This window comes from Microbacterium sp. B35-04, assembly GCF_010634885.1.
In the GTDB taxonomy this organism is placed as follows: Bacteria; Actinomycetota; Actinomycetes; order Actinomycetales; family Microbacteriaceae; genus Microbacterium.
The window spans coordinates 103,416-115,739 of sequence record NZ_MWLP01000005.1 but is presented as its reverse complement, the minus strand read 5'-3'; the positions used below and the strand labels follow the sequence as shown (position 1 = coordinate 115,739).

Below are 12,324 nucleotides of genomic sequence, written 5' to 3'. Positions count from 1 at the left end.
TCTCCCGGTCGTCGCCGGGGGAGGCTCCGTCGCGTCCCGCGCCGGGGTGCGGCGCCCCACTGCGCGCCTACCCCGCCCTCACGTCGCCGCAGCGCCCGCGCGGCGGAACGCCCAGTCGGGCAGGTGGCCGGCGCTCGCGAATGACAGCACGATCTGCGACAGCCCGTGCTCGGGCTCGACCTCGCACGCTCGTTCGGCGTACGCGGCGGCGTGAGTCGAGCGTCCGAGGGCCCACGACAGCCACGCGCACATCGCGAGGGGGCCCGGCTGCGAAGCCCGCGGCGCGACAGCGGCGGCGGCCCGCGCCAGCGCGAGCGCCGCCTCGAGTCGAGAGACCTGCGGCGGATCGCCCTCGCCCCACATGCGCATCGCGAGGTGGGCCGGGTACTCTTCGCCGGCCTCCCACCGCAGCTGCGCGTCGAACGCTTCGTCGCCCTGCGCGAGGTTGCCGCTCCACTGCACCAGCGCGACGTCCCGCAAGGCGGGACGCGCCAGGCACCAGACCAGGGCGGCCGTGTCGTACACGTCCGCGCCCTCGAGCGGGCGTGCGAGGGCGTCTTCGAAGAACCGCGGCAGGTCATCGAGCCCGCAGACGGCTGCGAGTGCGCGCGGGTCGAGCCGCGACGACGCGTCGGTGACGGATGCCTCGTCCTCCACGACCCCCGACACCGGGGCCGGCACGGGCCCCAGGTCGCTCGCGCGCGTGCGCGGCTCGGCGCCGGCCGTCGCGCCTCCTACCGGCAGATTGATCGGCCGCCCGAAGGCGTCCCGTTCGTGGGCTGACGCCGCGGAAGCGCGAGGCACGGCGGTGGCTCGTGACGGCGCGGCATCGTCCTTGGAGGTGGATGGGCGAGGTACGCGCGCCGCTCGACCCGGGCTTCCGGCGGTGGCGGCGCCCCCGTCCGGCCCGCACAGCACCGCGACCGCCTCACCCAGAGCGCCCATCGCCTTCTCGACGCTCGCCCGCTCCTCCGCGGAGCGCGCGGGAAGTTCGGCGCCCGTCGCCTGGTCGCCGTCCGGAGCCGGGACGTCTCCCGATCCTGTCCACGTGAGCTCGGCGAGCGGTCTGCCCTCGGTGGGGCAGTCGGCGTCGAGGAACGATCCCCACGCATCGGCGGCCACGCACAGCACGTCGGTGACGCGAAGGCCGCATGCGTGGGCGCGGCGCTCGAAAGCGGCGAAGAGCTCGAGATGCGGCATCCGTCCGTCCTCGTGGAACCGGGCGTCGGTGTACGCGATCGCGGCGACGGCATCGGCCTCGGGAAGCCGGCAGGCCATGCCGGTCACGGTCGCAGCAATGCGGTCGACGGACTCGGCGTCGCCCTCGGGGAGGTCGAACCGCATCGCTCCGAGGCTGCGCCCGCCGTGAAACGGGATCACCACGAGGCTGCGGGTCGGGTGGTAGCCCAGCATGCGGGGGACGATGGACAGGAACTGCGCGGCATCCGCGGCTTTCACGACGGTGGGGGTCATGGTGGATGAGCCTCGTGGGCGGCACAGCCCCGCCGGAAGACCTGTGGATGGATCGGGCCCACTCTGCCCCGCAAGGGGATCCTGTGGAGGAGTCGGCAGCGGTGGATGAAGGCGCATCGCCGCCGGTCAGAACCCACCTGTGGAGGAGTCGGCAGCGGTGGATAAGCGCGCTTCGCCGGCGCAAGAACCCGCCTGGGGAGGAGCCGATTCCCGCACCGCGTATCCTGGACACATGGATTACTGGGTCGCGGTGCTGTGGACGCTCCTGCCGACCGTCCTCGTGTCGCTGATCTTCTTCTTCGTGCTGCGCAGCATCATCCGCTCGGACCGCACCGAACGGCGCGTGTACGCGAAGATCGAGGCGGAGGAGCGCGCCAAGCGCGGACTGCCGCCGGTCGCTCCCGGCTCCGCGTCTGCCGACAGCTGAAGCCGGACGCGCGCCACGCCAGGCCCTCGGCACCACCCGTAACCCCGCCCGGCCGTTCCGCAATCGCGCGCCGTGGCGAGATCCCCGCGTGCCGGGCGGCGTCGGTCGGCCCCGATAGTGTGAGCACACCGTGCCGTCCGCCGGCCCGGTCCGCCCGTCCGATCCGCCCGACCCTGTCGAGAGGCACTGCTCGATGATCACCATCACGTTCGATGCGACGTGGTGGGTGGTGCTCGTCTTCATCGTCGACATCGTGATCCGGGTGGCGGCGATCATCATCGTCCCGCGCAACCGCCGCCCGACTGCGGCGATGGCGTGGCTGCTCGCGATCTACTTCATCCCGATCGTCGGCGTGTTCCTGTTCCTGCTGATCGGCAACCCCCGGCTGCCGCGCAAGCGCCGGCGCAAGCAGGAGCGCATCAACGACTACATCCACGACACCAGCGCGTCGCTCGACTTCGGCACTCTGCGTCCGCACGCCCCGCAGTGGTTCACCTCGCTGGTCACGCTGAACCGCAACCTCGGGGCCATGCCCCTCGCGGGTGACAACGCCGCGCAACTCATCCCCGACTACCAGGAGAGCCTCGACGCGATGGCGGACGTCATCCGGCAGGCGGAGCACTTCGTGCACGTCGAGTTCTACATCCTCCAGGCGGATGCCGCGACCGACAACTTCTTCCGTGCGCTCGAAGAGACGGCGGCGCGGGGTGTGACGGTGCGGGTTCTCCTCGATCACTGGGCGAACCGCGGCAAGCCGTTCTACAAGCGCACCCTCAAGCGGCTCAGCGCAATGGGCGCGCAGTGGCATCTGATGCTGCCCGTGCAACCGCTGCGCGGAAAGTATCAGCGTCCGGATCTGCGCAACCACCGCAAGCTCCTGGTGGTCGACGGACGTGTCGCGTTCACCGGATCGCAGAACGTCACCGATTCCACCTACAACCTGCGCAAGAACATCCGCCGCGGCCTGCACTGGGTCGACCTGATGGTGCGGATCGAAGGCCCGGTCGTGGCATCCGTCAATGCCGTGTTCCTCAGCGACTGGTACAGCGAGACCGATGAAGTGCTCACCGAGCAGATCGACCTCTTCGACGTGACGAGCGGGCCGGGCGATCTGGACTGCCAGATCGTGCCCTCCGGACCCGGGTTCGAGTTCCAGAACAACCTCAAGCTGTTCGCTGGGCTGCTCTACGCCGCGCAGCGCAAGATCATCGTGGTCAGCCCGTACTTCGTGCCCGACGAGGCGCTGCTTCTCGCCATCACGACGGCGTGCCAGCGCGGCATCCATGTCGAGCTCTTCGTGTCGGAGGAGGGCGACCAGGCGATCGTCTACCACGCCCAGCGCAGCTACTACGAAGCGCTGCTGCGGGCAGGCGTGAAGATCTGGATGTACGAGAGGCCGTACATCCTGCACACGAAGAGCCTCACCGTCGACGACGAGGTCGCGATCGTCGGCTCGAGCAACATGGACATGCGCTCGTTCGGTCTCAACATGGAGATCTCGCTGTTCGTCCGGGGCGAGGAATTCGTGCGCCAGATGCGGTCTGTGGAGGACAGGTATCGCTCGCTCAGCCGCGAGCTCACCCTGGAGGAGTGGGAGAAGCAGCCGTTGCGGTCGACGGTGCTCGACAACCTGGCGCGGCTCACCTCCGCGCTGCAGTGAGGCATTCTCCCGGCGGATCGTGACCGCCGCGTGACCGCGGTTACTGAGATTCCGGCGCCGATTGCGACACCATAGGGTGACGGATGCCGCGGGGGATGGGCATCCGCGAACCTCAGGAGGCCTCGCATGCCCGTCCGTTCCCGTTCACTCATCGTTGCTGCCGGCCTCGCGCTCATCGCCGCCGGCATGCTGACCGCCTGCGCCACGCCCGCCGGTTCCGGCGGAGCGCCGGCGCCCTCCGAGACGTCCGGCTCCTCGGGTCAGAGCACCGAGATCGAGGTCGACGCCGCGTGGCTCGACGGCGGTCGGATGATCGGCCTGGTCACGGAGGGCTCGTCGACGTGCGTCCCGACCGCAGGTGAAACGTCGTACGAGAACGGCGTGCTCACGGTCGAGCTGGTCGAGCCGTCGGGCGACACCGCCTGCACGAGGGATCTGGTCCCCCGCGTGACGGTCGTCGGCCTGCCGGAGGGCGTCGACCCGGCGCAGGAGCTCGAGATCCGCGTGACCGGCGAGAGCATCCACGGCGACACCGACCTGGACGGCGTCCCCGGTCTCACCCCGGGCGCCGAGACGGACTACCTGCCGAGCGCCGGCTGGACCGGCGACGACGGCGAGTTCATCGTCCTGACGTGGGGCTCGTCGACATGTGTTCCCGTCGTCGAGGGCGCCACCGCCGCCGGCAACGAGGTGACGGTCACCTTCGCGACGCCGCCCGCCAACCAGGCGTGCACCATGGACATGGCGCCGCGCGGCACCCTCGTGCAGGTCGACGGCGTCGACGACGACTCCGAGGCGTTCGCGATCCTGACCGGCGCCGAGTTCGACAACGTCCGCGTCCCCATCATCGGCAGCGACTGACGTCGGAGATCCGGGATGCCGCGGGCCGCGGCATCCCGGATCGCACGGAGCTCGACCCTCACGGTCGCTTCGCGAGCGAGCGCTGCAGTCTGCTGCGAGCGCGCCGTCGCGAGGCAGCTCTCGACGGTAACTGTCGCGCTCGCCGCGACGGATGCCGAGACTACGTGTCGGCGCGGACCAGCAGGTCGCCGATCTCGCAGTCGAGGGTCCGGCAGATCGCGGAAAGCGTCGAATAGCGGATGGCGCGCGCGCGGTCGTTCTTCAGGATCGAGAGGTTCACGACAGAGACGCCGACGAGCTCCGACAGTCGTGTCAGGGTCATGCCGCGCTCGGCCAGGAGCTCGTCGAGCCGGCAGTGCACCCCCGACGGGCCCTCGTCCTCGGCGGGACTCATACGAGCCCATCCGTGTCGCGCTGCAGGCGGATGCCGCGGCGGAACGCGAGCGAGATCAGGCCGAGCACGGTCGCGGCGATCCAGATCGGGATGAAGGACGCCGTGATGGCCCAGGAACTCGGGTAGAACTCGCCGAGGCCCGCGGCCGCGAGGACGCCGTTGCGCCCGAACGTGTCCAGGAAGTAGATCGCCAGCGCCCCGCCGAACATCGTCCAGCCGGCGGCGTCGAGCAGGCGCGGATTGGTGGGGTCGAAGAACCGTCCTCGGAGAAACCGCAGCGCAAGGGTTCCGAAGAGCGCGATCACGACGAGCCACGCGATCGCACTCACGATGATCGACGCGCCGATCGAGACCGTCGAGAGCGCGTTCACGCCCTCGGCGATCACGTCGCCCTCCGTCACCCGCACCGTCGTCTCGGGCAAGCCGTCAGCCGGTGCGAAGTCGGCGGGCACGCCGGCGAACGGCACGGCGACCGAGACGCCTTCGCCGGTGAACGTCTCGAACCACCGGACCACCGAAGTCACCACCACGATCGCCGCGACCATACCCGCGACCACGAGGGTCGAGAGGATGTCGTTGCGCTCCTTCGTCGTCGTCTCCCGCATCACACGAGCCCTTCCGTCTCGCGCTGCAGGCGCGTGCCGATCTCGAATGCCCCGGCGACGAGCGCCAGCGCGAAACCCCAGCCGACGGGTGCGAGGTCGAGCTCCATGATGAAGGTCCCGAAGACGTCGACCACCTCGGGCGAGGTCGCGGCGAGGTCATCCACCAGGAGTGCCCGGCCGAAGGCGCCGAGCACCTGACTGAGCACGCCGCCGACGACGACGAGGACGGCCACGACGCCGATGGCCGTCGACATCGCACGGCGGAAGGGACGCGCGCGCATGAGCGAGACGCCCAGCCACCACGCGACGATGCAGACGCCGATCGTGGCGAGTGCCGGCAGTGCCAGCTCGAGCCACAGCATCCAGCCGACCGCACCGGGAAGCTCGGTGAACGTCACGTCGGCCGACGCATAAGAGGCGGCCGAGATCTCCGGAACGCCGGCGAGATCGGACACGTCACCCCTGGTCACCAGCATCCGGACCGTCGGTGCGCTCCCGAAGATCTCGACGGCGCCGCGGACGACGGCCACCAGAGCGGCCACGGCGACGCTGATCGCACCGGTCGCGATGAGCCCCAGGGCGAACCCCTCGCCTCGGGACACGTGCAGACGTGATGTCCAAGTCATGGGGAACTCCTTTCATATCGATAAACGTTGTTATCGAAGAACGATATGCCCATCGGATGCCGCCGGTCAAGGCATTCGTCGATCCCGCGGTGTTGCTTTCCCATGCATTCCGTGCCCGCTCACCGACGGAGATCCGGCCCGCTATGCCCACGGCGAACACGGGCATGCGGCATCCACCTGCTGGCTACCCTCGATGTAAGGCGCAGTGGGCTCAGCAGACCCGCATCGCCCAGGAGGAGTGAATGATGTTCGAGAGATTCACGGACCGTGCCCGTCGTGTCGTCGTCCTCGCCCAAGAAGAGGCGAAGATGCTGAACCACAACTACATCGGCACCGAGCACATCCTGCTCGGTCTCATCCACGAGGGTGAGGGCGTCGCCGCCAAGGCCCTCGAGAGCCTCGGCATCTCGCTCGACGCCGTGCGCGAGCAGGTGCAGGACATCATCGGCCAGGGTCAGCAGCAGCCGACCGGCCACATCCCCTTCACGCCGCGCGCCAAGAAGGTGCTCGAGCTGTCGCTGCGCGAAGCGCTGCAGCTCGGCCACAACTACATCGGCACGGAGCACATCCTCCTCGGCCTCATCCGCGAGGGCGAGGGCGTCGCCGCCCAGGTTCTCGTGAAGCTCGGCGCCGACCTCAACAAGGTTCGCCAGCAGGTCATCCAGCTGCTGTCGGGCTACCAGGGCAAGGAGCCCGCCGGCGTCGCGAGCGGTGCGGGCGAGCAGACTCAGGGCACCACCCAGGGAGGTTCGCAGGTGCTCGATCAGTTCGGCCGCAACCTCACCCAGGCGGCGCGCGACAACAAGCTCGACCCGGTGATCGGGCGCGAGAAGGAGATCGAGCGCGTCATGCAGATCCTGTCGCGCCGCTCCAAGAACAACCCCGTCCTCATCGGCGAGCCCGGCGTCGGAAAGACGGCGGTCGTCGAGGGCCTCGCCCAGGCGATCGTCAAGGGCGACGTGCCCGAGACGCTGAAGGACAAGCAGCTCTACTCGCTCGACCTCGGCTCGCTCATCGCCGGTTCCCGCTACCGCGGTGACTTCGAGGAGCGCCTGAAGAAGGTCACCAAGGAGATCCGCACGCGCGGCGACATCATCGTCTTCATCGACGAGATCCACACCCTCGTGGGTGCGGGCGCCGCCGAGGGCGCGATCGACGCCGCGTCGATCCTGAAGCCGCTCCTCGCACGTGGCGAGCTCCAGACCATCGGCGCGACCACGCTGGACGAGTACCGCAAGCACTTCGAGAAGGATGCCGCGCTCGAGCGCCGCTTCCAGCCGATCCAGGTCGCCGAGCCGAGCCTGCCCCACGCGATCAACATCCTCAAGGGGCTGCGCGACCGTTACGAGGCGCACCACAAGGTGCAGATCACGGACGGCGCGATCGTCGCGGCGGCGAACCTCGCCGACCGCTACATCTCGGACCGTTTCCTGCCAGACAAGGCCATCGACCTGATCGACGAGGCCGGCGCACGCCTGCGCCTGTCGATCCTGTCGAGCCCGCCCGAGCTGCGCGAGTTCGACGACAAGATCGCCAAGGTCCGTGAAGACAAGGAGCGCGCCTCCGAGGACCAGGACTTCGAGAAGGCCGCCGGCCTGCGCGACGAGGAGAAGTCCCTCCTCGCCGAGCGCCTGCGCCTCGAGAAGCAGTGGCGCTCGGGCGACGTCGCGACCCACGCGGTCGTCGACGAGGGCCTGATCGCCGAGGTGCTCGCCCAGGCCACCGGCATCCCGGTCTTCAAGCTGACCGAGGAGGAGTCGAGCCGTCTCGTCTTCATGGAGAAGGCGCTGCACCAGCGCGTCATCGGCCAGGAAGAGGCGATCGCCGCCCTGTCGAAGACCATCCGCCGCCAGCGCGCGGGCCTCAAGGACCCGAAGCGCCCGTCGGGCTCGTTCATCTTCGCCGGCCCCACGGGCGTCGGAAAGACCGAGCTCGCCAAGGCGCTCGCCGAGTTCCTCTTCGACGATGAGGCCGCGCTGATCGCCCTCGACATGTCGGAGTTCGGCGAGAAGCACACGGTCTCGCGCCTGTTCGGTGCCCCTCCCGGATTCGTCGGATTCGAAGAGGGCGGACAGCTCACCGAGAAGGTGCGCCGCAAGCCGTTCTCGGTCGTGCTCTTCGACGAGATCGAGAAGGCTCACCCCGACATCTTCAACTCGCTCCTGCAGATCCTCGAAGAGGGTCGCCTGACCGACGGTCAGGGTCGCATGATCGACTTCAAGAACACGGTGATCATCATGACGACGAACCTCGGTTCGTCGGCGATCGCCGGGGGTCCGGTCGGCTTCCAGGTCGAGGGCAACAGCGGCACCACCTACGAGCGGATGAAGGGCAAGGTCAACGAGGAGCTCAAGCGCAACTTCAAGCCCGAGTTCCTCAACCGCGTGGACGACATCATCGTCTTCCCGCAGCTCGACAAGGACGAGCTGCGCCAGATCGTGGGGCTGTTCACCAAGCGCCTCGGCGAGCGCCTGCTCGACCGCGACATGACCATCGAGCTGTCGGATGCCGCGAAGGACAAGCTGATCGAGATCGGCTTCGACCCCGCCCTCGGCGCCCGCCCGCTGCGTCGCGCCATGCAGCGTGAGGTCGAGGACCGCCTGTCGGAGAAGATCCTGCACGGCGAGCTCGACCCCGGCGACCACGTGAAGGTCGACGTCGAGAACGGCGAGTTCGCTTTCGAGCACGGCCCGCGCGGCGAGAAGGTCGCAGTAGGTGTCGTCCACAACGGCGAGATCACCGCCACCCCGGACCTCGCTGCCAACGCGTAACCAGAACACGAAGAGCGGATGCCGCGGCCCTGTGCCGCGGCATCCGCTCTTCTGCGTCCGCCGGGTGTTCGCTCCGCCGCGCGGTCGAGGATTCAGGAGACACGCTGTAGCCGGCGCCGCGGCCGAGTGCTCAAGCGGCGATTCTCCTGAATCCTCGACGGGCGGAACGCGGCGTCCGGCTGCCTGAGCAGGGCATCTACGCTGGACAGGTGGCAGATTTCACCGTCAGGCCCGCGCGCACGCGCGATGTTCGCCGCATACAGGCGCTGCTCGAGCCGTTCGTTCAGCGGCGCATCCTGCTCGGCAAGGATCTCGTCGTGCTGTACGAGGCGACGCAGCAGTTCCTGGTCGCCGAGGATGCCGCGGGCGAGCTCATCGGCTGCGGGGCGCTGCACGTGATGTGGGAGGACCTCGGCGAGATCCGCACGCTGATCGTGGCGGATGGCTGGCTGCATCATGGCGTGGGGCGCGCGATCGTCGAGGCGCTCGAGACGAACGCGCGCACGCTCGGCCTGTCGCGCCTGTTCTGCCTCACGTTCGAGGTGGACTTCTTCAGCCGACGGGGTTTCGCGCCCATCGGCGAACAGGTGGTCGACCCCGACGTCTACTCCCAGCTCATCCGCTCGCCCGACGAGGGCATCGCGGAGTTCCTGGACCTGGCGCACGTGAAGCCCAACACCCTCGGCAACACCCGCATGATGAAGCGCCTCTGACTCCGTCCCTCAGGAATCGGGGCGGCGGCATCACGGCAAGAAGGGCGCGCCGAACGGAGAACCCAGGCGCCGCGGTTAACCTGTCAGCATGACCGGCACCACTCCGCGACGTCGCCACTCTCCGGCGGTCTATCGTCGTCGGCGTCTCGCGCTGCTGGTGATCGCACTCCTGGTGATCGCCGGCGTCGTCTGGCTCCTCGTCGCGCAGCCGTGGGCGGTCGCCGCGACGGACGCGTCAGACGAGACAGAGCCCTCGCAACAGCAGCAGAACGCCGCCGACTCCCTGCCGGTGCCGTCGTCGCAGGCGACGGCGGGCGGCACAGACACCGGCGTCGTCGAGGGCGCGGTGGTCGAGGGTGCGACGCCCACGCCCGGTGCCACGCCGACGGCACTGCCCTGCGTCGCCAGCGAGATCAGCGTCGAGGCGGTGACGAGCGCCGACACCTACGCGGGCGATCAGAAGCCGGAGTTCTCGATCACACTCACCAACAACGGCGCCGACTGCACGCTTAACGTGGGCACCACCGCCCAGTCGTTCACCGTCATGAGCGGCGACGACGTCTGGTGGCGGTCGACCGACTGTCAGAGCGAACCGAGCGACATGGTCGTGATGATCGCCGCTGGCCAGACCGTGTCGAGCGCCGCACCCCTCGCGTGGGACCGGACGCGCTCGGCCGTCGGCACCTGCGCGGACGGCAACCGCCCCCTCGCGCCGGGCGGTGGCTCCTCGTACCACCTCTCGGTCGAGATCGGCGGCATAGGGTCCACCGAGCCGAAGCAGTTCCTGCTCTACTGACGGGCCCCGCTCTCCGGACCGGCCGGCGCGGGCCGCTGCATCCGTCTCACGCGACCTGCGGCATCCGTCCAGCCCGGGAGAGGCATCCGTCTCCCGCGGGCTGCGGCATCTGACGGCTGCGGCATCCGTCCTCGCCGTCCTCGCCACACGGCGAAGCGGGGCGGCCCCCAGACCGCCCCGCTTCGCCTATCCCCAACCTGAGGGTGTGGCCGAACCCCTCTAGGACTTGCCGCCGAAGACCTCGGTCTCCATCGCGTCGTACCCCTCCGCCTGCGGGTCGCCGTGCGTGCCGCCCGAGAGCGCGTACTCCTCCTCGGGGGAGAGCACCAGGCGGTGCCGGAAGTAGACCGCGAAGCCGACGAGGATCACGACGTAGACGATGGCGATCGCGACGATGGCCGGCTGGAAGGCGGAGTTGAGCAGGAACCCGAGGAAGATGAGCGCCGCGATCACGGCGGCGACGACCGCCCCTGTGACGCCCCACGGGCTCCGGTACGGGCGGCTCGCGTTCGGGTACTTCCGCCGGAGGATGACGAACGCGATCATCTGCATGAGGTAGGCCAGAACCGCGCCCCACACCGCGATGTTCAGCACGATCGCGCCGGCGACCGCACCGGCGTTGTCGGGGTCGATCCTCGCGAGGACGTCGAGCACGACCAGCGCGACGAAGCCGATGAGGGCACCGACGAGCAGCGCGACCCACGGGGTCTGCTGCTTGCCGGTGAGCGACAGGAACTTCGGGTAGTAGCCGGCGCGCGACAGCGAGTACATGTTGCGGCCGTAGGCGAACATGATGCCCTGCAGCGATGCCAGCAGCCCGATCAGCGCGAACAGCGCGAGCACCGCGGCGAGCTGGTCGCCGACGATCGCCCGGAATCCGTCGAGCAGCGGCTCGGCGGCGACGCCGGTCGCCTCGGCGCCGATGACGGCGGTGTTGAGGAAGAGCACCAGCAGCCCCGTGACGATCAGCGTGCCGCGGGCCCAGAAACCGGCGCGCGGGATGTCGCGCACGGGGTTGTGGGACTCCTCGGCGGCCAGCGGGAGCTCCTCGATGCCGAGGAAGAACCACATGGCGAACGGCAGGGCGAACAGGATCGGCAGCACGCCGTGAGGCAGGAACTCGTTCCATCCCGGGTCGGGGGCGATGTTCCAGAGCGAGCTCCAGTCGAGCGCCGACGAGAAGACCGCCATGACGGAGAAGACGACGAGGATGCCGATGGAGATGATGGAGACGACGATGGCGAACTTGAACGAGATGTTCGCGCCCGCGGCGTTGAGCGCGATGAACACGGCGTAGAGGATGATCCACCACACCCACGCGTCCAGCGAGATCCCGAGCAGCTCCGACGTGATGGCATTGGCGTACGAGGCCGAGAAGAACACGATCACCGCCGTCGTGGCGACGTACTCGATGGTCTCGGCCGCTCCGGTCACGAGGCCGCCCCACGGTCCCATCGCGGACCGTGCGAACGAATACGCGCCGCCGGTGTGCGGCATGGCGGACGCCATCTCTCCGATCGAGAAGATCATGCCGTAGTACATGACGACGAGGATGGCGAAGGCGATCAGCATGCCGCCGAAGCCGGCGGCGCCGATGCCGAAGTTCCATCCCGAGAAGTCGCCGGAGATGACGGCGGCGACGGCGAGGCCCCAGAGGCCCCAGACGCCGGCGGAGCGCTTCAGGGTGCGCTTCTGGAAGTAGTCCTGACCGGCTCGGGCATAGGTCGCCCCGGCGACCTTCGAAGAACGATCGGGTGTGGATGCCGGGGACTCCGGCTTGGGTGCACTGCTCGCTTGGGACATCGGTCCTCCAGGGATTTGCGAAGGGAGGTGCGCTCGGGTCGCGCGGATGCGCTTTTCGCCGATTGTGGTGCTTATTGGTGGGCTGTGTCTACCTTTGAAGCGGATTTTCGTTAGAGTGTGCGGGTGAGCGCGGTTCGGGGGGACCGCGCTCACGAGTTCGTCGCACGTCGACAGTCGCACGTCATCAGAGGAGGA

At 68.9% G+C, this 12,324-nt stretch carries 11 protein-coding genes; 6 read left to right on the top strand and 5 right to left on the bottom strand.

Annotated features, from left to right (window positions below; translation table 11 throughout):
* Positions 1-78: 78 nt before the first annotated feature.
* The gene (locus B1729_RS01325; protein WP_163630292.1) at positions 79-1,473 is read right to left on the bottom strand and encodes a DUF4192 family protein; all 1,395 of its coding nucleotides are present in this window, start codon (positions 1,471-1,473) and stop codon (positions 79-81) included.
* A gap of 232 nt (positions 1,474-1,705) precedes the next feature.
* Here B1729_RS01325 and B1729_RS01320 point away from each other — a divergent pair, with 232 nt between their 5' ends.
* The 3 genes from B1729_RS01320 (at position 1,706) to B1729_RS01310 (ending at position 4,421) form a co-directional block, all read left to right on the top strand.
* Positions 1,706-1,900, top strand: coding sequence for a hypothetical protein (locus B1729_RS01320; protein WP_163616665.1), 195 nt, complete (start codon positions 1,706-1,708; stop codon positions 1,898-1,900).
* A 193-nt stretch (positions 1,901-2,093) separates the two neighbouring features.
* The gene (gene cls, locus B1729_RS01315; RefSeq protein WP_163630290.1) at positions 2,094-3,560 is read left to right on the top strand and encodes a cardiolipin synthase; all 1,467 of its coding nucleotides are present in this window, start codon (positions 2,094-2,096) and stop codon (positions 3,558-3,560) included.
* A gap of 126 nt (positions 3,561-3,686) precedes the next feature.
* Complete coding sequence (locus B1729_RS01310; protein ID WP_163630288.1) at positions 3,687-4,421, top strand: hypothetical protein; 735 nt, start codon at positions 3,687-3,689, stop codon at positions 4,419-4,421.
* A gap of 160 nt (positions 4,422-4,581) precedes the next feature.
* Here the strand turns inward: B1729_RS01310 and B1729_RS01305 are convergent, their stop codons facing one another.
* Genes B1729_RS01305 through B1729_RS01295 form a run of 3 tightly spaced genes read right to left on the bottom strand, consistent with a single transcriptional unit; the run spans position 4,582 to position 6,046 of the window.
* Positions 4,582-4,815, bottom strand: a complete 234-nt coding sequence (locus tag B1729_RS01305; RefSeq protein WP_163616671.1) for a helix-turn-helix domain-containing protein — start codon at positions 4,813-4,815, stop codon at positions 4,582-4,584.
* Positions 4,812-5,420, bottom strand: coding sequence for a hypothetical protein (locus B1729_RS01300; RefSeq protein ID WP_163630285.1), 609 nt, complete (start codon positions 5,418-5,420; stop codon positions 4,812-4,814). Before B1729_RS01300 ends, B1729_RS01305 begins: the two co-directional genes overlap by 4 nt.
* Positions 5,420-6,046, bottom strand: a complete 627-nt coding sequence (locus B1729_RS01295; RefSeq protein ID WP_163616674.1) for a hypothetical protein — start codon at positions 6,044-6,046, stop codon at positions 5,420-5,422. The genes B1729_RS01300 and B1729_RS01295 overlap by 1 nt, the downstream gene beginning before the upstream one ends.
* A 245-nt stretch (positions 6,047-6,291) precedes the next feature.
* On the opposite strand from B1729_RS01295, the gene B1729_RS01290 reads away from it, so the two are divergent.
* The 3 genes from B1729_RS01290 to B1729_RS01280 all read left to right on the top strand — a co-directional run bounded on the left by B1729_RS01290 (position 6,292) and on the right by B1729_RS01280 (position 10,326).
* The gene (locus tag B1729_RS01290) at positions 6,292-8,817 is read left to right on the top strand and encodes an ATP-dependent Clp protease ATP-binding subunit (protein ID WP_163616704.1); all 2,526 of its coding nucleotides are present in this window, start codon (positions 6,292-6,294) and stop codon (positions 8,815-8,817) included.
* A 209-nt stretch (positions 8,818-9,026) separates the two neighbouring features.
* Entirely contained in the window at positions 9,027-9,530 is a 504-nt protein-coding gene (locus B1729_RS01285; RefSeq protein ID WP_163616677.1) for an amino-acid N-acetyltransferase, read from the top strand.
* 88 nt (positions 9,531-9,618) lie between these two features.
* A complete protein-coding gene (locus tag B1729_RS01280) occupies positions 9,619-10,326 on the top strand; it encodes a hypothetical protein (RefSeq protein WP_204259986.1) in 708 nt (235 codons plus the stop codon).
* A 219-nt stretch (positions 10,327-10,545) separates the two neighbouring features.
* Here the strand turns inward: B1729_RS01280 and B1729_RS01275 are convergent, their stop codons facing one another.
* Positions 10,546-12,129, bottom strand: coding sequence for an amino acid permease (locus B1729_RS01275; protein ID WP_163630284.1), 1,584 nt, complete (start codon positions 12,127-12,129; stop codon positions 10,546-10,548).
* Positions 12,130-12,324 lie beyond the last annotated feature (195 nt).

Excerpts from the sequence above, each read along its gene's own strand:
- B1729_RS01325 (WP_163630292.1), bottom strand. The coding sequence starts at position 1,473 with ATGACCCCCACCGTCGTGAAAGCCGCGGATGCCGCGCAGTTCCTGTCC.
- B1729_RS01320 (WP_163616665.1), top strand. The coding sequence starts at position 1,706 with ATGGATTACTGGGTCGCGGTGCTGTGGACGCTCCTGCCGACCGTCCTC.
- cls (WP_163630290.1), top strand. The coding sequence starts at position 2,094 with ATGATCACCATCACGTTCGATGCGACGTGGTGGGTGGTGCTCGTCTTC.
- B1729_RS01310 (WP_163630288.1), top strand. The coding sequence starts at position 3,687 with ATGCCCGTCCGTTCCCGTTCACTCATCGTTGCTGCCGGCCTCGCGCTC.
- B1729_RS01305 (WP_163616671.1), bottom strand. The coding sequence starts at position 4,815 with ATGAGTCCCGCCGAGGACGAGGGCCCGTCGGGGGTGCACTGCCGGCTC.
- B1729_RS01300 (WP_163630285.1), bottom strand. The coding sequence starts at position 5,420 with ATGCGGGAGACGACGACGAAGGAGCGCAACGACATCCTCTCGACCCTC.
- B1729_RS01295 (WP_163616674.1), bottom strand. The coding sequence starts at position 6,046 with ATGACTTGGACATCACGTCTGCACGTGTCCCGAGGCGAGGGGTTCGCC.
- B1729_RS01290 (WP_163616704.1), top strand. The coding sequence starts at position 6,292 with ATGTTCGAGAGATTCACGGACCGTGCCCGTCGTGTCGTCGTCCTCGCC.
- B1729_RS01280 (WP_204259986.1), top strand. The coding sequence starts at position 9,619 with ATGACCGGCACCACTCCGCGACGTCGCCACTCTCCGGCGGTCTATCGT.
- B1729_RS01275 (WP_163630284.1), bottom strand. The coding sequence starts at position 12,129 with ATGTCCCAAGCGAGCAGTGCACCCAAGCCGGAGTCCCCGGCATCCACA.